The 18,095-nt window shown below is 46.9% G+C and carries 12 protein-coding genes and 2 pseudogenes; 12 read left to right on the forward strand and 2 right to left on the reverse strand.

The genetic code is table 11. From position 1 onward, the window contains the following. Positions 1-17: 17 nt before the first annotated feature. The 3 genes and pseudogenes from ELY33_RS14530 (at position 18) to ELY33_RS14540 (ending at position 3,701) form a co-directional block, all read left to right on the forward strand. Positions 18-776, forward strand: a complete 759-nt coding sequence (locus tag ELY33_RS14530; RefSeq protein WP_126948629.1) for a ProQ/FINO family protein — start codon at positions 18-20, stop codon at positions 774-776. Positions 777-1,039: 263 nt separating this feature from the next. After that, a complete protein-coding gene (locus tag ELY33_RS14535; RefSeq protein ID WP_126948630.1) occupies positions 1,040-2,107 on the forward strand; it encodes a porin in 1,068 nt (355 codons plus the stop codon). Positions 2,108-2,588: 481 nt separating this feature from the next. Then, positions 2,589-3,701 (forward strand): annotated as a pseudogene (locus tag ELY33_RS14540) (RNA-guided endonuclease InsQ/TnpB family protein). Between the two features lie 127 nt (positions 3,702-3,828). Here ELY33_RS14540 and ELY33_RS14545 read toward each other — a convergent pair. Beyond that, positions 3,829-5,211, reverse strand: a complete 1,383-nt coding sequence (locus tag ELY33_RS14545; RefSeq protein WP_126948631.1) for an ATP-binding protein — start codon at positions 5,209-5,211, stop codon at positions 3,829-3,831. Positions 5,212-5,400: 189 nt separating this feature from the next. Next, a complete protein-coding gene (locus tag ELY33_RS14550) occupies positions 5,401-6,318 on the reverse strand; it encodes a hypothetical protein (RefSeq protein ID WP_126948632.1) in 918 nt (305 codons plus the stop codon). A gap of 1,100 nt (positions 6,319-7,418) precedes the next feature. Between ELY33_RS14550 and ELY33_RS18150 the strand changes: the two genes are divergently transcribed. From ELY33_RS18150 to ELY33_RS14590, 9 genes and pseudogenes are all read left to right on the forward strand, one after another. Continuing rightward, positions 7,419-7,994: an RNA-guided endonuclease InsQ/TnpB family protein gene (locus ELY33_RS18150; protein ID WP_244208617.1), complete on the forward strand. Its 576-nt coding sequence runs from the start codon at positions 7,419-7,421 to the stop codon at positions 7,992-7,994. 752 nt (positions 7,995-8,746) lie between these two features. Further along, positions 8,747-8,965 carry a hypothetical protein gene (locus ELY33_RS18330; protein ID WP_340148136.1) on the forward strand — a complete coding sequence of 73 codons (219 nt, stop codon included), beginning with the start codon at positions 8,747-8,749 and terminating at the stop codon, positions 8,963-8,965. Further along, the gene (locus ELY33_RS18335) at positions 8,965-9,207 is read left to right on the forward strand and encodes a transposase (RefSeq protein WP_340148137.1); all 243 of its coding nucleotides are present in this window, start codon (positions 8,965-8,967) and stop codon (positions 9,205-9,207) included. Before ELY33_RS18330 ends, ELY33_RS18335 begins: the two co-directional genes overlap by 1 nt. 123 nt (positions 9,208-9,330) lie before the next feature. After that, positions 9,331-9,534: pseudogene (locus ELY33_RS18340) on the forward strand (zinc ribbon domain-containing protein); the annotation flags it as partial. Positions 9,535-10,037: 503 nt separating this feature from the next. After that, positions 10,038-12,911, forward strand: coding sequence for a glycosyltransferase (locus ELY33_RS14570; protein WP_126948633.1), 2,874 nt, complete (start codon positions 10,038-10,040; stop codon positions 12,909-12,911). A 76-nt stretch (positions 12,912-12,987) separates the two neighbouring features. Then, a complete protein-coding gene (locus ELY33_RS14575) occupies positions 12,988-13,734 on the forward strand; it encodes a class I SAM-dependent methyltransferase (RefSeq protein WP_167470097.1) in 747 nt (248 codons plus the stop codon). Between the two features lie 137 nt (positions 13,735-13,871). Further along, positions 13,872-15,608: a hypothetical protein gene (locus ELY33_RS14580; protein WP_126948635.1), complete on the forward strand. Its 1,737-nt coding sequence runs from the start codon at positions 13,872-13,874 to the stop codon at positions 15,606-15,608. After that, positions 15,601-16,842: a glycosyltransferase family 4 protein gene (locus ELY33_RS14585; RefSeq protein WP_126948636.1), complete on the forward strand. Its 1,242-nt coding sequence runs from the start codon at positions 15,601-15,603 to the stop codon at positions 16,840-16,842. Before ELY33_RS14580 ends, ELY33_RS14585 begins: the two co-directional genes overlap by 8 nt. Then, positions 16,842-18,080, forward strand: coding sequence for a glycosyltransferase family 4 protein (locus tag ELY33_RS14590; RefSeq protein WP_208644257.1), 1,239 nt, complete (start codon positions 16,842-16,844; stop codon positions 18,078-18,080). Before ELY33_RS14585 ends, ELY33_RS14590 begins: the two co-directional genes overlap by 1 nt. Positions 18,081-18,095 lie beyond the last annotated feature (15 nt).

Raw genomic sequence — 18,095 nt, forward strand, 5'->3', positions numbered from 1 at the left:
GCAAAGGAGGAGGGGTTATGGCCGCAACAGTATTGGCTCTGTTAGAGACATTAGAAACGCACCTTGAGCAGACCAAGGCCGAACTGAACGCGTTGCGTGAAGAGAATGAAATGCTCAAACGGCAGTTGGCTGACCAAGCACAAAATCCCCAGCCGTCTTCGCCGCCGATACAAAATCCAGTTCAGCCTGAGCCATCTGTTGCTGAAACGTCTGCAGATGATGCAAAGCCTTCATCAGGCGTGCCTGACACTCAAACAACACCGCAGCCGCCTTCTCCTCAAGCACTTTTGAACCAATGGTACAAACGCTACCCGCAAGCGTTTTTCACAGGTCATACGAAACCCTTAAAGGTGGGCATTCACCAAGACCTAGCTCAGCAGGAACCCTGGTCAGGGAAGTTGATTCGCAGAGCGCTAGCTAACTATGTGAATTTACCTCGCTATGTGAAATCCATGCGAGAAGGCGCTGAGCGAATCGACTTAGATGGAAAGCCAGCAGGCAACGTCGATAAAGAAGCGGCGCGACACGCTAGTGAGCGGCGAAAAGATAAGCAGGATAGTGATGCACCAAAGCAAACGCAGTCTTCAGAAAATAGAAAGCCGCAACAGGCACCCAAACAAGCCGCTTTAAAATCACCCAAAAAAGCTGCCCCTACACCTGTGAAGCCACCTGTGCAGGTCGATAGAGAAGAAGCGACTAAAAAAACAGAAACAGCGAAACCGCTTAGCTTGGAAGATAAACTAAGGGGGCTTCAGCAAAAATTTACCGGCCGCTGAGACCCGTCAGTTGCCCATGGGTTCCTTAAAAAAACGCAAATCGTAAAAAAACACTGTTTTTTTCTATTGCGTTCACTTGAATCCCGGTATAGAGTTTGACCTGCGAGCATTGGACTATAACAAGGCTTAGCTGAGGACATGCCGCATACCACCGGGAAAAACCGGAGGATGGCACAAAGAGCATGGCCCGCAAGCCAACTGTAAACTTAATAATAAGTTTGCAGAAACGATCGAAACAGTAAGTTAGTTAAGGAACCTACATCATGAAAAAGACACTTTTAGCGACTGCTATTATCGGCGCCCTCGGTGCCTCTGCTGCCGCTCAAGCAGCTACCGTCTACGACCAAGACGGCACCAAGCTTGACGTCTATGGCCGTATCGCCATGGGTATCGCTGGTGGCGGCCCCGAGTACAACTCAAATGACGAACTGATCGACAACAGCGAAGAGTTCGTTGACGTCTATTCTCGTCTTGGCCTGCGCATGAGCCATGAAGTCAACTCTGACCTGACCGCTTTCGGTCGTTTAGAGTGGCGCTTCTCCGGTGACGAGCGCACCGGACCTTCAGGTAACGGTAAGACTGGTTTCAACGAAGTTCGTCAGAGCTACCTGGGCGTTCAAAGTAAGCAGTACGGTACGTTCCAAGCTGGTAACTTCGACAGCTTCTACAACCAGTTTGTTTCTCTGCCGTTCGATGTCTACATCGATCGTGGTCTAGAGTTCTCAGGTCACCCGAAACAGTCTCGTGGCGACTCAATCGGTTACTACACGCCTAACCTAGAAGGCTGGACTGCATTCCTGCAGCTGAAGCACTACAGCGAACGTGGCGAACTTGAGCCGGTTCGTGATGAAGGCAACGTTGTTGCTGCTCAGGGTGGCGTTCAGTACGAGCAAGGTCCGATCACTGTAGGTCTGGGTTTTGTTGACGACGTAGTACGCGGCGGCGGTAACGGTGAGATGATGGGCGGTCTGATCGGTTCTTACGCCGTCAACGATCAGTTCTCAGTTCGTTTAGGCTACGAAGGCCGTGAGCACAGCGATACTCTGGGCGGCGGTTACGATACTGTTGGCCTAGGTGGTACTTACACCACTGGTCCTTGGGCATTCGCTGCCGACGTCTACAATGTAGAAAATGATGGCGAAGACGACAGCCGTACTGCTTGGTCTCTGGGCTCTTACTACAAAGTTTCCAGCAACTTCGACGTATTTGTCGAGTTGAACCAAGCTGACCAGCAGTCTATCAGTGTGAATCTTGATGGTCTGGATTCCAGCGTCGAGAATGCTGACGGCGACGACGTATACTACCTGACAGGCGCACGTTACCACTTCTAAGCCTGGCCTTATCGCCATGTTTAGCAGGTAACCCCTGTAGGTAAAAATAGAACCGGCCCCAAGGGGTCGGTTTTTTTGATTTATTGATTTCATAATAAACAGTTTTCGATAAGCGATGGTTATCGTAAATCGTTTAAAATCAAAGAGTTATGTTTTTAGGGTTAGTAATTTTGCAGGTGAGTATTGCAAAATTGCAGGGCTTTTTATGAAATGCTTTTTCTTGCAAAATTGCATACTTCCGTGGCTACACGCTTTTCATAGAATGCATTTTTGCACGTCTGCTCTGCAAAAATGCAGGAGCTGAATCGCGCGGCATGTCGTGTAAAATTGCAGGTATTAATATGCTTGCTAACTACTTGGTTTGTCGAACAGCGCGGAATACTCCACCCAAGCCACCGCATTGTGTGGCGATGGTTAGCGCAGCGTCCGCAGTACGCTTTGTGCCTTGACCTCTTACGTAAAGCCGAATGAAATGTAAGCAATGAAAACCGAACGCGCCTACAACTACCGCTTCTACCCAACGTCTGAGCAAGCCACCCTGTTGGCGCGGACGTTAGGGTGCGTGCGATATGTTTGGAATGCGCTATCGCGCTACCGCACCGATGCGTTCTACGAGCGTCAGGAAAAGATTGGTTACAACGACGCCAGCGCGTTCTTAACGCAGTTGAAAAAAACAGCCGGATACCGCGTTTTTGGCTGAAGTCAGTTTGGTGCCGTTGCAACAGTGCTTGCGCCATCAACAACGCGCGTTTAAGCATTTCTTTGCCAAGCGGGCGCGCTATCCCAGTTTCAAATCCAAAAAGCACCGCCAGTCAGCGACGTTTGCCAGATCGGCATTTGCGGACTGTGACGGTCAGATTACGCTAGCCAAGTGCAGCGAGCCGCTTAACATTCGCTGGAGCCGTGACCTGCCATCGGCACCTAGCTCCGTGACGATATTCCAAGACCGTGCCGGCCGGTACTTCATCAGCTGCCTGTGCAAGGTCGAGCCCGAGGCGCTGCCGATCACGCCTAAAATGGTTGGTATTGACCTGGGGCTGAAAGATTTGTTCGTGATCAGTGATGGTCAATGGGTCAACAACCCGCGTCATACAGCCCGCTATGCCCGCAAGCTGGCAAGGGCGCAGCGCCAACTCAGTCGTAAGCAGAAAGGTTCGAACAATCGTGCAAAAGCACGGTTAAAGGTCGCTCGCTGTCACGCCAAGATCGCTGAGACGCGACGCGACTATCTCCGCAAACTCACCTGCTAGATCGTTAACGAGAACCAAGTGATCGCAGCGGTGAGTTTGCAGGTTAAGAACATGGTCAAAAATCGTCATCTTTCCAAAGCCATCAGTGATGTTGGTTGGGGAGAGTTGGTGCTACAAAGCGGGCTGGGCTGGGATGGCAGTTCGTCCAGATCGACCGCGGGTATCCGAGCAGCAAGCGCTGCCAAGGCTGCGGCTTTGTGATGGAATCGCTGCCGTTGAATGTCCGCACCTGGCCCTGTCCTGGCTGCGGCACCCAAGGCATCGACCGCGATGTACGTGATGTAAATGCTGCGCGTAATATCTTGCAAGCAGGCACCGCGCTGTTAGCCGGTGCTGAGAGTTGAAGCAACTAACGAAGGGCATTCGGGACGTTACGCCTGTGGAGTTTGTGTAAGGCCGACAATGCTAAGGCATTGAAGGCAGCGAACACTGAAGCAGGAACCAGGAAGGCAACGGCCTGGGAATCCGCCACTATAATCTCTGTTTTAATGGTCGGAGCATGTCAATGGGGCCGAGTAGGGACTCGCTAACGCTCTCCAACCCGATCCTCAGCGGTAAAAACTGAGTAAAGTACAGGGGCATGACAATATTAGTTTGTTCTAGGGCCGAGGAACCCTGCGTGCCCGTTAGCTTAAATGTTTTGTTTGGTGAGCATTTTTCAATGTAGGACGTCAGTGATTTTGCTCGCGTGCGTTTTCCACTTTTGACTTCGACTGGGACAATACTCCCTTCGTCCGTTGCTAAAATAAACTCAATTTCGGCGCGTGCATCATTCCACGAATAGCTTGGATCGACGCCAATTGCCGTGAGCTCTTGTTGTACAAAATTTTCTGCCACATACCCTTTGTACTCATAGTGTTGTTGTTTGATCTCTTTGTAACTGCTACCCAGCATGTGGTTGAGCAGCCCGACATCAAACAGAAAGAGTTTCACCATATTTGCTTTTTTATAAGCCGCCAGAGGTGATCTTGGTTGCCCTTCAATGGGATAGTTCGCCAAGGCCAGGCGGCAGCATGTTAACCAGTGGATTGCGGTCTCAAAATCGCTATAACGTGATTTGCGCTCATGAACATGTTTAAATTTAAAGCGTTTAACTGACGCATCGGCAACCTGAGACAGCTGTGACGGTATGCTATTGAACACTGATTCAATTAGCGTTGCATCGACTTTGCCCGCATATTTGCCAAAATCGCGACGATAGCCTTCGACTAAATCAGCATGAATTTTAGACACCTTTTCAATGCGTTCTAAAATGCTCGATTCTTTATATTGATACCAAGTAGCTACCGCTTCCGGCATGCCACCAGTAAAAAAGTAGTCTGTCAGTTTATCCATCAATTTAGTGTGGACGGCAGGTGTGTTTGCTTGGCTATCAAAGGCTTTGATCAGCGCCTGTTCCTTTGATGCATAAATAAATTCTTGGAAGCTTAGTGGGCGTAAATTGTATTGTTCTACCTTGCCAACAGGAAAGGTGTTGAGCAAACCAATGTTAGAGCCACTGGCCGCGATAAAATAAGACGGCGCTTTTTCGGCAAAATACTTCAGTGCTGTAACGGCACGTTCACATTCACCAATCTCATCTAAGATCAGTAGGTCAGTTTTTGGGTTGAATGTTTGGTTGGTCAGTAGCTCAATGTTCATCAGTAGATCGTCAGGTGACAGTGAGCCATCAAACGCTTCTTTATAAGCGGGGTTTTCCAGGAAGTCGATACGGAGGACGTTGATAAAGGTGTTGCCAAATAATTCCTGCAGCAAGAAAGTTTTACCCGTTTGCCTCGCGCCATCAATCAGTAATGGCTTACGCATAGGTTGATTTTTCCATGCTACTAGGGTGCTGAGTAAAGTACGCTGCATAGTATTGTCCTGCTAATAAGACTGTTTGCGGGTATATACTATAGGTTAGGTAACACTTTTATGCGCATAAAGAAGTTGAATAAAACACTTTTATGCGCATAAAAGTGTTTTATTTTCGCTTTATCGAACAGCGCGGAAGTGGTGTAGGAGGACGGGGGCTAGCTCCCCTCCGACCCGATAAGCCATACACTAGAAGCCTGGGAGTGTCCCCGGCACTGCCATCCGTTGATTAATGACTTGATCTTTACTGTTGCTCTGTAAGCTATACACGCCACCGTTGTAAATAAACTGACTTGGGAAAACGTCGGCGTTACCGTAAAAAGAATAGGGTGTGCTATGGAAAGCGTGCTTCAGAGCAATACCAAAATGGGTGTCTTCGATCTTTTTGCGGACGGCGGGATAGTAATAATTGTGCTCTTCTTGATAATTGAAGACGAGCTTTCCCGACTCGTCATAAAGAGGGTCGGTGTAAAACATGGTAGCAAAGGTATTCCCTTCATCGGTTTTCCACGTAGGCTGGAAGCCGAGAAACGCACCGATCGGGTCGGAAGGATCAACGGGGGTGATATGTGAAACCTGAACACGCATCACCACCTCATCGGGTGAGTAGATGTAGGGATACGAAAGCGGTGCATCGCCAGGATTGCGCAACACATAAATGACGTTGGTACTTCCAGGCTCACAGCCAAACTCGCATACTGCTTCCCATCCTAACGATGCCGCAATGGCGTCGGCACGTGAGGTAATGAGCTCATGGAAGGCCTCACGCACCTTTGCTTCGTTGGCGTCATCGCTAGCCATCTCCGGCGTGAGAAAGGCTTGGCTTACTCGGTCCATGCTGCCATCAAACATTTCACCAATAAGCAAGCCAGCGCCGAATACAGCGAGCCCGGCATCACGGCCCAGCACTGATCCCAGCTGCTGCTGGTGTAGATCCGCTCCCATCGAAGCGAGCGTACTCATGTCGGATGCCAGCCAACGTTTTACATGTGGGGAGTCACCAATAGAGGCTTCTAGCGATCGACGGTTGTCACTTTCTGCCATGTAGCGAGCCAGATAGCTGACCTGAAGCCGTAGCTCGTTATCAGTCAGCGGTGATCGCTCCAATGATGTAAATCTGTCCTTTACATAGGGATCGCTACTTGTGGTGGCGCATCCTGAAAGCATCATCAGGGCCGTCAGACCGCTTGTTAACAATAGCCGTGAATTCATTGCTGCAGTTTCCTTCGTTTAGTCGTTTGGAGCGGATTTTTAAACTTTCGACGCCATTTACATGAAGTAGCAGTGCTACCGAGCAGTATCCGCCAGGCTAGACGTCAGTGGAGGAGTCGTAAGAACACTGATAGGCGGGGTAATGTCTTTGGCCTTTCGTATAAATTTGGCGTAAGGCTTCGCTTGATACGTACCGCACTCACTTAAGGTGGTCCTTTGTTTTATTCTGCATTGTCAGAATGGGCCGTTTGCGGCTTAGCTTAGTAAAGCCGCAGCTTAAAAATATATTACTAATTTTTCTTTTGCTAATATTTTAATAGGATAAAAAGCTATAGGTGGGTTTTGATTCGTCTAATCCTAGGATGCTTTGTTTAGGGATTGATCTGGACTCTGGCTGATACTTTCCATGTCTATACCTCTTCTTTGGTTCAATCGTACGTCACCCTGTTTGCAGCCAATTAGTTGTAAGCGTCCTCACGTCGACCGCGTGACCTAGCTTTATTTCGGTTAATTTTTTGCGACAGGCGCCAATTCACACGACAAGGCAGCAACGTTTCCAATGCCTATAGGGAATGAACGGTGGCGATACTTTTTAGCACTTAGTGAATATAGGAAGCAGATTCCAAGCTGCTGGCTTTAGCCATTTCGATGAGTGAGTAGCAGGGGACACTAGCGCTCCTGGAGAGATATCAGCGAACAACAAGGCTTTTCGGCTAATGGCGAACGAACAGCGTTTTCTGGCAGTACGTTACTGATGTGCAGGGTCGCCGCGCTTGCAATCGACGATGAGGAAGTCTGATTGGTCAGCCTATACTCCATCGCCTGTCGCGACAGAGAACTTACTTTGACTTCCTCACTGCCCTGAGACGGTGATTCGTGCATGTCGCCTTTCAGGTTCCTGCTTCACCGACCGTTGCCCTTGGTGATGGCCCCGCAGGTCTTAGGTAGGCTCCACAGGCTTAACCTCCCGAAAGTCCCTCGGAAGTTGTCATTCCATGTTGGCGCAGCTTGTCAGCGCACGCCAGTATCGCCTTGCCCGACTGCAATATGTTGCAGGCGGCGTTTACGTCGCGGTCGATGCCATCCATAAAGTGACACGCACACTCGTTAGAAACCAAGTCATCTGCGTCGAGTCGCTGAACATCACCGGCATGACTCAGGACCGTCATCTCGCCAACGCCATTAGTAATGCGGGTTGGGGCGAGTTTGTCCGCCAGTTCACCTATAAGGCTGAATGGGCGGGACGCCAGGTGGTCAAAGTGAGCCAGTGGTTCCCCAGCAGTAAGGTGTGCCATGGTTGTGGGCACAGGGTCGAGACGTTGCCGTTATCGCAGCGCCATTGGCACTGCGACGGCTGTGGCGAACCGATAGATCGGGACATTAACGCGGCAAAGAATATTCAAACCACCGGACTGGCGGGGTTAGCCATTGGAGCGAAGGGAGTGGGGCAGCGGCCTAGTGAAAGCGTGCCGAAGCATGAAGGTTGTGGGGGTGACTCAGGAACACTCGCCCAACGGGTGGGAAGTGTCAGACAGCGAATAATATTCGAAACGCTGGGCGACACTGTGTAGATGCCAAGCCAGATAGTTTTTTTAAGTGTCATAACGTAAAATGTTTCTGCTAATAAAACTTTGTCTTAAGTAAAAAGAGCTTATTGCTGCCTTGTTTAAAAGCGTCCCGGCGCATTCAGTCTCCTTAGGACACGGGAATGCGTCCGTAACCCCCGTGCGGTAGCGTGTCTAAAAAGTCGCTCGTCTGTGTTCTAGAAATGGGGACGAACCACTTAAAGGTCTTCTTACGTTACCTTCGAGGTGCTCGAGGATTGCCTTTGGAGTGATGACTGCTGGTAGTGCCTGCCCCCTGTTAAGCTGAGTATCCCATTCATTTACCTACTAGCGCGTAACGCATCGCACTCGGGCGGTGATACAAGCGCGCGCCTCGCAGCGGTGTTGTATTGATGTTGGTGTAAACTTCTGCCCCTAATATTTTTCCAGTATTAAAAAAACGTGCTTAAAAAGAACGCTTTCATCCCTCTCCCCAACAGGCTGAGCTGATGCCGCCGTCGCTCGTTTTGTCTGGAGCAATACGCTCGCGTACCGCACCGACCCCTACCAGCAGCACGGCGAGTGGGTGTCGCATCCCACAGCGGAAAAGCGCTTGGTTGCATTGAAGACTGAGTTTCCGTGGTTAAAAGAGGGATCAAGCGTCATCCTGTAGCAAACCCTGCGGAATCAAAAAGCCGCCTTCGACAATTTTTTTCAATCCGAAACTCAAAGCGCGCTATCCGCGTTTCAAGAAAAAGGACGGCCGCCAGTCAATCCGCTTGACCAAAGCCTCGTTCCGTTTTCATGACGGCGAGATAACTATTGCCAAGTCCAAGGTGCCGCTGCCAATCCGCTGGAGCCGTCCGCTGTCTAGTGAACCTTCCAGCATCACGATGACGCTAGACCGCGCTGGCCGCTATTTCATCAATTGGCTGTGTGAGTTCACGCCGAATACGCTGCTGACCACACCGCTAACGGTGGGGTTGATCTTGGGCTAATGAATCTATTTATCACCAGTGACGGCGCAAAATTTGACAATCTGCGCCACCAGAAGCGCTACGAAGCCACGCTGGCGTACCTGCAACGTCGGTTGGCGAAAAAGCAAAAAAGCTCAAATAATCGGGCAAAAGCGAAGCAGAATGTGGCGCGACTGGATGCCAAAATCGCCGACTGCCGCCGCGATGCTATCCACAAAGCGACACGCACCCTCGTTAACGAAAACCAAGTGATGTGTGACTAGACGCTGAACATCATCGGCATGGTTAAGAACCGTCATCTTGCCAAGGCTATCAGTGATGCGTGATGGGGCGAATTTGTCCGCCAACTCACTTATAAAGCCGACTGGGAAGGACTCCAAGTTGTCAAGGTAAACCAATGGTTTCCCAGCATTAAAACGTGCTACGGCAGCGTGCACAAGGTTGAAAAGCTACCGCTGTCGCAGCGCCACTGGCACTGTAAAAGCTGTGGCGCACCGATAGACCGAGACGTTAACGCGGCAAAGAATATACGAACCGACGGGCTGGCGGGGTTAGCCTGTGGAGTGACTGGAGCAGGGATAGCGGCCTAGCCGCTATCTAGTGAAGGCGTGGTGAAGCAGGAAGGTTCTGGGGTGACCTAAGAACCCTCACCTAAAGCGCGAAGCGCGGCGGGCGTGGAATGTCAGAAGCTGATTGCACAGGTCTGACTAACTATGTGTTTTCCTGTTAAGTACGCTAGAATAAAATCTGATTTTGAACGTCAATATTGCGTACTAGTTTGGCCTACTCCTCATCGTCAGCGAGTATTCGCTTTTCAAATACCACTCACCGTCTATAGATAGATGGATAATTCATTATAATTATTTTCACGGATAGTGATGAGGCAGCGTTAGGTTTAGTATGTAGCATTTATAATTAAGCACACTATGATGCTAATTTATGAATAGTGCTGATGGTTTGTTAATAAATATGAACCATTGAGGTGTGACTTTTTTAAGTACGAAATGAGTATAATGCCTGAACTAAATTTTTACTGTTATCAAAATTTTTTAAGTAAATGAGCTCTAGTTAAATAACATATTTGAGAAAATTTATGATAGGACCAGGAAATCAAAATGATGTTGATGAATATAAAAAAACTGATTTTATTTATAAGAAATTAGTGGAAGAAAGAAAGCTGAATAGTGAGCTTCGCGAAAAAATAAGCCACTTAGAAGCTCAAGTCTCCTCGTTGCAAGCTAGCCTCTCTGGCTTGAGAGAATCGACTACATATAAAGTTGGTTTGGCTATTTCGAATTCACGCTCTCTACGTTCTTTTATAGATTTGCCAATAGAGTTGTATAAGATATTTCGTTCTTATAAGAAAAAAACTAAAACGCTAAAAAATCATGTTAAAGAAAACGAGTTGGCGGTGGCGAATGCCAATGTTGTAACGGATAATAGAAAAGATTCTGATAAGATTTGGATCGTACCAGCCAATTTTTCAAAATTTGATAATAATTACAACTTCGAAGTGCAGGGAAGTGGTAGCTCAGTGCTACATGCTGAAATTCCAGTTATAAGTGCTACAAGAATTGTTTTGGTTACCAATAAAATTACAGAGTGGGGGTTAAGACACTTAGCTTCAGATATTTCTATTGTGATTGAACAGATGTCTGGAGAGGGAGCGTGTATCTGGACTAAAACTCTTAAAGCTCCAGTGTGTGAGATGTATGATGACGGCGCGCTTGATGAACACTCTTTGGCCTTTTCGCTTATTACAAAAGATACGGCCGAGTATGTTTCCATAACGCTTTATGATGAGCTCGGGCTGTGTATTAATTTAATCGATAGCTTGAATGTTATGAGTTTGGCGTCAGGTGTCAGCGTAGTTGTTCCTACTTATAAGGGAGAGGAGCACCTAGGGGAATGTTTGACCTCTTTAGCTCGACAAACGTTGTCAAAAGATAGGTTTGAGATCATTATTATTATTAATGGTGAGCCTGGCGGTATTGAGAAGGTAATAAATAGCTTTCAGAAAAACTACCCCGATGTTGATTGTCGTACTATTAAAGAGCAGGTTGCAAGTGCCTCTTTAGCCAGAAATATTGGTATTTATAACGCAAGCAAGGACCATATTACTTTCGTAGATGATGATGACCAGTTGTCAGAGGTGTTCTTAGAAGAAATGTATCGCTTTGCTGCTTCTGATCCAAACCATCCTGTCGCGCTTTCTTCGATTCGTGATATTTCTGATAATACTATCTTAGAGAACTCGATTAGTTATCAAGTCGATAGAGCGATCAAAAAAAGTAAACTATCATATACTGATGTTACTTCGTTGCTTACCATGAATGCTTGTAAGCTTTTCCCAACATTTTATATTAAACAGCTGAGATATGAACTGTCGATGAAAAGCGGTGAGGATGTCTGTTTTTTTACTAGGTACTTTATCAAATATAGCCCTGAACTTTCTTTAGTTCCCGCATCGAAAGGAGCTATTTATTACAGAACACTTCGTCAAGGCTCTGTCTCTAGAAAGGCATCTTCTTTTGATTTTAATGTTAAGCAACGGATCGATGTAATAAATAGTATTAATTCATCGGCTCTTTTGCTTACTGATAGAAGTAAAATTGAGTTTGCGGCTAGCAAAATTAATGCGCAGTCAGAGTTTGTGCTTCGCTACGTCAGTGATAATGTAGAATGTTATTCTGAATATGTCGATTTGCTTGAAAGTAAAAAATATATTGTTCCTTTTTACGAACGTATTGCGTCTCAGTTATCGACTACATTGATTTACTCATATTGCTTTATCCCTTATGTGGATACTGCTGCCGTTGTTATGGCCAAGCGGATTAGGGAACTGGCTATTCCCGTCGATGTGATATTTAATAATATGTCTAAAGTAAGGGCAAAAAACGTACGTTTAGAGGAGATTGCTAAGGGGTTTGTTGGTGAGAAAGTAGAGATTAATTCACCTGCCTCTTTTTCTAATTGGAAATCCATCGAAAAATTTGTAACTCTCGCTAACCGTGAAGCAATGGCATTATGCAAAAAGCGAGGTGCAGGCTATTCAACAATATATAGCAGGGTAATGTGGCCTGGTTCACATTTTGCTGCTTTGCTACATAAGATAAAAGACAAAGATACTAAATGGACCGCTGAGTTTTCAGATCCGGTGTTAAAAGATATTCATGGAAACAATCGTGAGGCTTCGATAGATCCAAAGTGGCTAGAAAATAACCATGTAATCGCTAAGGTGTTTGAGAAAGGCTTTACCGTGCCATCCACCACTAATTTGTTCTTCTGGTGTGAATATATCGCGTTCATATTCGCAGATGAACTTATTTTCACTAATATGAATCAGCTGACTTATATGGTTAGTTATGTTGATGACGATGATATTAAGGCGCTTATCTATGCTAAAAGCGTAATCTTGCCGCATCCAACGCTGCCTGAATCTTACTATTCTCTATCATCACCTGATTATCAAATTGATGAAGAAAAAGTAAATTTTGCATATTTTGGTAATTTTTACGCTACGAGAGGTATGTCGTATATATTCCAGGCTATAGCTTCGCTACCGAATGACCTTAAAAGTAAATGTCAATTACATATTTTTACTAACAGTACCGATGACCTTATCAATCAGATAAAAAGCTATGGTCTATCTGATGAGGTTGTTATTAATGATTACGTTGACTATTTGGATTTCCTTGCACTGTCAAATAAGATGGACTGCTTGATCGTCAATGACGCATTAACCGAGGGGGTGAAAATTGTTAATCCATATCTTCCTTCTAAGTATAGTGATTACTTAGGTGCCTCTGCTAAGATTTGGGGTATCTGTGAAAGAGACAGTGTGCTCCGGTTTAAATTGTCTGATGATAATACTGGTAGGACATTAATTTCCTATATAGGTGATTATGACTCTATTTATAATGCGCTTACAGAAACAATGTTAAGTAAATCAAGTGAGGTGCTGTAAGTGTATGTATATTTTTATTTTTATGCTGCGGGCTGTTTGTTGTTAGATGGATATGCCTTGAAAACATAGGATGTTTATGATTGAAAATATAAACTCAGCATTGGATTCGCTCGGGGAAATTTTGTCTAAAGAACAAAAGAAGCATTTTGATAAAGTTACAAGCGATCTCATAATTGTTCAAAATCGACTGTATCAGCAGTTGGAGAGCCTGTCCTGGCTTCAGCGCCGGTTATCAATTAAAGGAAGTTTGCCTCCGCTGCGAGGTTGGGCGATGTCTCCCGATATTTTGTTGCGGCTGCATACACACATCATGCAGATACAGCCTAAGCTGGTCGTTGAGCTAGGGTGTGGTGCCTCTACGGTGGTCATCGCAGATGCACTACGTCAAAATGGCTGTGGTAAACTGATTTCTTTAGAGCATTTGCAGGATTATGCTAATTCAACGCTTTCCATACTGGAAGGTGAAGGGCTGTCACCTTGGGTCACTATTCGTGTGGGGCAGCTTGAAACGTGGAAAGGTGAGCACTTTAATACGGATAAGGATGATTCTTCTTGTTACTGGTATTCACCTGAAATAACTGAACATATAAGTGAAATTGACTTGCTAGTTGTTGATGGTCCTCCCGCAGCGACTTGTCAATACGCCCGCTATCCTGCTTTGCCAGCACTGAGCGATTTACTTTCTCCAGACGCAGAAATATGGGTAGATGATACGATTCGGCAGGAGGAGCAGGACATTTGTAAACAATGGTCTGAGCGGTTTGATTTCATACTTGAATTTTACGCTTTAGAGAAAGGGTTAGGTATTCTGCGCCGACATTAACTCTTAATTTTTTTTGGTAGTGACCGGTGAAACTCTACTAACGATTATGGAAAGATCCTTTTTCTGATTTTGGTTTATTTGAGTTGCTGTTGTAGAAAACTCCTTATTTTAAACGAAAAAAGCGTAGGCTATTTGTTATGTTTGTTAATCTTGTTAATGTATTTCGCTGGAGTGCTTCACTGGGCGTGAAGTTTCTGCAGGTTGTTTCGCTCCACACGGCGTTGATAGTTATTTTTACACTTGTTTCTCAGGTGTCTACGCTTCTTGCCTCGTTCATGCCTTTAAAAGTCGTTATCCTTTTAGGGTCTGAGGGTATTCCGAGTTACTTTCCTGGTTTTCTTACTAGCTTCAACCGCGATGCTGTTATCGTGGGACTCAGTATTGCGACATTAGGTTTTTTTGTTCTTCACTTATTTGCGGAACGCCTGGTCAGCTGGTCAACACGTAAAGGTACGCATCAGTTGTTAGATAAGAGCCATAAGATGGTCCTCTTCGAGAACCAAGATATAATCGCTGCTGGTGGATTTCAGCAATATTCGCGTGCTCTGGCTGGCGGTGTTTTTATTATGTTGTCGTTGTCGGGGTTGGGGTGGTTTTATCCTGAAATGGCCTTGGTGATCATAAGCTATACAGTGTTAACTTTTTGCATTTTAGGTTTGCTTCATCGGCATTCTGTCTCATTTCGTGAGCAACTCAGGACGAAGCTGCGTGATCTCCTAAATGTCGTGTCTGGCATCGGTTTTTTCGTCGCATTTGGCTATTTGGTGATGGACTTTATCGTATGGAGTAACCCAGGGGTCATTATTGCCATAGTGACATTGGTACTGTGTCGACAGATGATGGCTAGAGTCACTGGGTTGGCGATGGATCTTGCGTCGCTTTATCAGCAAAAAGTAAAGCTTGATGCCCTCTTTTTTCACGGCAAAGTGCTGTTGTCGGAATCCACACATCATAGCCGCTCTATATGGCCCCTATTGCAACCAACAGCACGCCCCGAATGGATACGTGGGGTGTTGAAAGAATTCACTAACGATAAGGTAGACAGGCTACGCTGTACATGGCATCAAACTGGCATAGTCAATATTGCAGCTGTAAGCGTTGAAACGGATACTGGCCTCTATTTTATAAAGCTTTTTGAGAAGAACCGTAGTTCATTTGCACTACATGAATCGACGTTAATGGCTGAAAAAGTATCCAAGCTACCCGCTGCTCACTTTCTAGGCGCAACGCAGATACAAGACTATCAATGCCTTCTCTATCAATTGCCGAACGGACGGTCACCTCTCGCCAGTGAAGTTCTTCCCCATATTCAACCTTTGCGTCGGAAGCTGCTGGCGGTAGAGCTCCCTGTAGCGCTCTGTCAGCGTTATCAACGCTCACGTCCCATGCTGTGGCAACGTTTGAATGTTGACTTACTTAATCACCTGCGTATGGCGATTACTTCGGATGAACAGCTTCACATGCTTGAATGGCTTATTCGGCACTTGGCACAGCTGAATGGTATCCTTCAAGCTTTGCCGGTAGTTCTTCATCAACCTGATTTCACCGCGGATGCTATCTGGCTAACGGATGAAACCTCGCCGATTGCTTTAAACTGGGGACAGTGGTCCCTTGAGCCGCTTGGGGCTGGTTGGCCTGAAGGGGAAAAGGGCTTGGAACAATTGGCGCCCGCTGTGCAAGAGGCTTCACAGGGGCGGTCTGCGTTGTGTCACGTCGCGATTCATGAGGCGGAGTTGTCGGCTTTGGCGTTTGCGTTGGAGCGTGATTGCAATCGTCAACGTTATGTTCAAGCTTTAGAGCTTTTACCTGCGATGCTCGAACGCATGACTGTCACCACAAGCTCATCTAACGGGAAAGGAGTCGTGAATGAGTGATGGGCATAAGCCGTTACCACCAGAGAGTCCTATCAAGGTGGCCATGCTGGTTTGCAATTCCTTTCTGAATGACGCGCGTGTTCGTAAGGAAGCCGAAACGCTGGTAAATGCAGGTTTCCAAGTAACCGTTCATGCGCTGGCTGTACCAGGATGTCAATCGCGTTCAGACGTATTGAGCAGTGGTATACGGGTTCGGCGTCATGGGGGCGATCAGACTACTAAGAAGCCATCACCTGGTAGCACCAAGCGCGAGCGCTCCAAACTAGACGTACTTGCACTTATTTTGTCACGTGTCAGGGCATTACTAAGTATGGGGTGGACGACGTTTCGTTCTCGCCCCGATATTGTTCATGCTCATGATGTCAATATGTTACCGACAGCCTGGTTGGCTGCTCGCCTGGCTAAAGCACCGTTAATTTATGATGCTCATGAAATCAGCACTGATCGGGAAGGCTATCAGTCTTTTCGCGGCTTGGTAGGCTGGGTTGAGAAGCAATTGGTGCCGGGTGCCGCTGGTATGATTACAACCACCGATGCCCGAGCAAAATTTTTCGCACGTGCGTACGGTGTTTCTCGACCGCTGGTACTTCAGAATCGGCCTCGCTTTATAGAGGTGAGTCGTTCAAACCGTATTCGTGAGGAGCTGGGCCTTAAGGAGTCCTGGCCTATTGTGCTTTACCAAGGCGGATTGCAGCCGGGTAGGGGGCTTGATCGGCTGGTCAAGGCAGCCGTTAACGTGTCCGACACTTATTTTGTTTTTATTGGTGGAGGCAGTCAGGCCGGGGACCTTAAGCGGCTGGTCGGTGATTTAAACCTGGGACAGTCTGTCTATTTTATTGATACGGTGCCCCTTGACGAGCTCCCAAGCTATACGGCATCGGCTGACATCGGTATTCAACCGATTGAAAATACTTGCCTAAATCACTTTACTACTGATTCGAATAAATTATTCGAGTATGTCATCGCAGGGCTGCCGGTTATCGCGAGTCAGTTACCTGAGATTAGCAAAGTCGTTCGCCAGCATGATCTTGGTTTATTAGTTCCGCCCGGGAACACTGAGGCATTAGCGTCCGCTATTGTTGAATTAGTAAAAGATTCGAGTAGGCGGACGCATTACCAGATGAATGCTAAGAAAGCAGCGAAATTACTAAACTGGGAAACACAGGAGGCCTCTTTGCTAGCGCTCTATCATCAAGTCCTAGGCAACCATAACCCCTTGGGGCCAAGTGACTAATGAAACAACCTCGTATACTGCTTCTGACTTTTTATTATCCACCCGACCTTGGCGCAGGCTCGTTTCGTAGTCATGCGATGGTCGAGGCGCTATTGAAACGTCTCCCCGCTAATGCCCATATTGACGTGTTAACCACAGCACCTAATCGTTATGCAGGCTACTCTTCAGAGGCACCGCAGTGTGAAGAAGATGAAACGGGTCGGTTAATGGTGCGACGCTTGGCGCTCCCAAGTCATCATAGCGGTATCCTGGATCAGTCGCGTGCCTTTATCTCTTATGCTAATCAGGTGAGGCAATTGGTTCGTGGAAAGCACTATGATTTGGTCATTGCGACGTCGTCGCGCTTAATGACAGCCGTGCTAGGTTCCTACGTTGCTCGACAATGCTCGGCCAAGCTGTATTTAGATATTCGGGACATCTTTGTCGAAAACCTTCCTTTTCTGTTGCCAAAAGGTAGCCGTTGGATGGGGATCAGATTTTTCTCGGCGCTGGAGCGTTGCGCTATCAATCGAGCTAGCCGAGTCAACCTTGTATCCGAAGGGTTTGAGGCTTACTACCGTCCACGCTTTCCTAAGCAAACTTTTTCATGGCACAGTAATGGGGTAGATCGGCTTTTTATTGATGCATTTGCAGAGCAGGCAAGTGTCCAGCGTTTCATAGAGACGCCATTGGGTGATCCACAACCTGGTTCGCGTCGTTTACGAATTCTTTACGCTGGCAATATTGGCCAATGTCAGGGACTTGACGTCATTTTGCCTGGGTTAGCGAAGCGGCTTGAGAAAGAGGCAGACATTGTCGTTATAGGTGATGGTGGAAGAAAAAAGGCATTGGCGAACACGCTTAGTGAGCTTAACATTAGCAATGTCGAACTTAGAGGGCCTGTTGAACGTCACCAGCTGATCAAAGAGTATGACAAAGCAGATGTGTTGTTTCTTCATTTAAACGATATGCCCTGTTTTTCTAGAGTTATCCCGTCTAAATTGTTTGAGTATGCTGCGACTGGCAAGCCAATTTTGGCTGGGGTTAGGGCGTTTCCTGCGACGTTCTGTGCGCAGCAAATCACCAATACCAGTGTCTTTGAGCCATGCAATCCTGACGCAGGAGCAAGGGCGCTTCGATGTTTAGAGATAGTAGATCGGTCACGAGAAACGTTTGTTGATCAGTTCCGGCGTGATCGCATCATGTCAAAAATGGCTGATGATATTGCTGAGCTTGTTGATCAAGCAAGTGTAAGTTAAGTATTTTGCGGGGAG

It is taken from the genome of Vreelandella andesensis (assembly GCF_003989795.1).
Taxonomy (GTDB): Bacteria; Pseudomonadota; Gammaproteobacteria; order Pseudomonadales; family Halomonadaceae; genus Vreelandella; species Vreelandella andesensis.

Excerpts from the sequence above, each read along its gene's own strand:
- ELY33_RS14530 (WP_126948629.1), top strand. The coding sequence starts at position 18 with ATGGCCGCAACAGTATTGGCTCTGTTAGAGACATTAGAAACGCACCTT.
- ELY33_RS14535 (WP_126948630.1), top strand. The coding sequence starts at position 1,040 with ATGAAAAAGACACTTTTAGCGACTGCTATTATCGGCGCCCTCGGTGCC.
- ELY33_RS14545 (WP_126948631.1), bottom strand. The coding sequence starts at position 5,211 with ATGCAGCGTACTTTACTCAGCACCCTAGTAGCATGGAAAAATCAACCT.
- ELY33_RS18150 (WP_244208617.1), top strand. The coding sequence starts at position 7,419 with ATGTTGGCGCAGCTTGTCAGCGCACGCCAGTATCGCCTTGCCCGACTG.
- ELY33_RS18335 (WP_340148137.1), top strand. The coding sequence starts at position 8,965 with ATGAATCTATTTATCACCAGTGACGGCGCAAAATTTGACAATCTGCGC.
- ELY33_RS14570 (WP_126948633.1), top strand. The coding sequence starts at position 10,038 with ATGATAGGACCAGGAAATCAAAATGATGTTGATGAATATAAAAAAACT.
- ELY33_RS14575 (WP_167470097.1), top strand. The coding sequence starts at position 12,988 with ATGATTGAAAATATAAACTCAGCATTGGATTCGCTCGGGGAAATTTTG.
- ELY33_RS14580 (WP_126948635.1), top strand. The coding sequence starts at position 13,872 with ATGTTTGTTAATCTTGTTAATGTATTTCGCTGGAGTGCTTCACTGGGC.
- ELY33_RS14585 (WP_126948636.1), top strand. The coding sequence starts at position 15,601 with ATGAGTGATGGGCATAAGCCGTTACCACCAGAGAGTCCTATCAAGGTG.
- ELY33_RS14590 (WP_208644257.1), top strand. The coding sequence starts at position 16,842 with ATGAAACAACCTCGTATACTGCTTCTGACTTTTTATTATCCACCCGAC.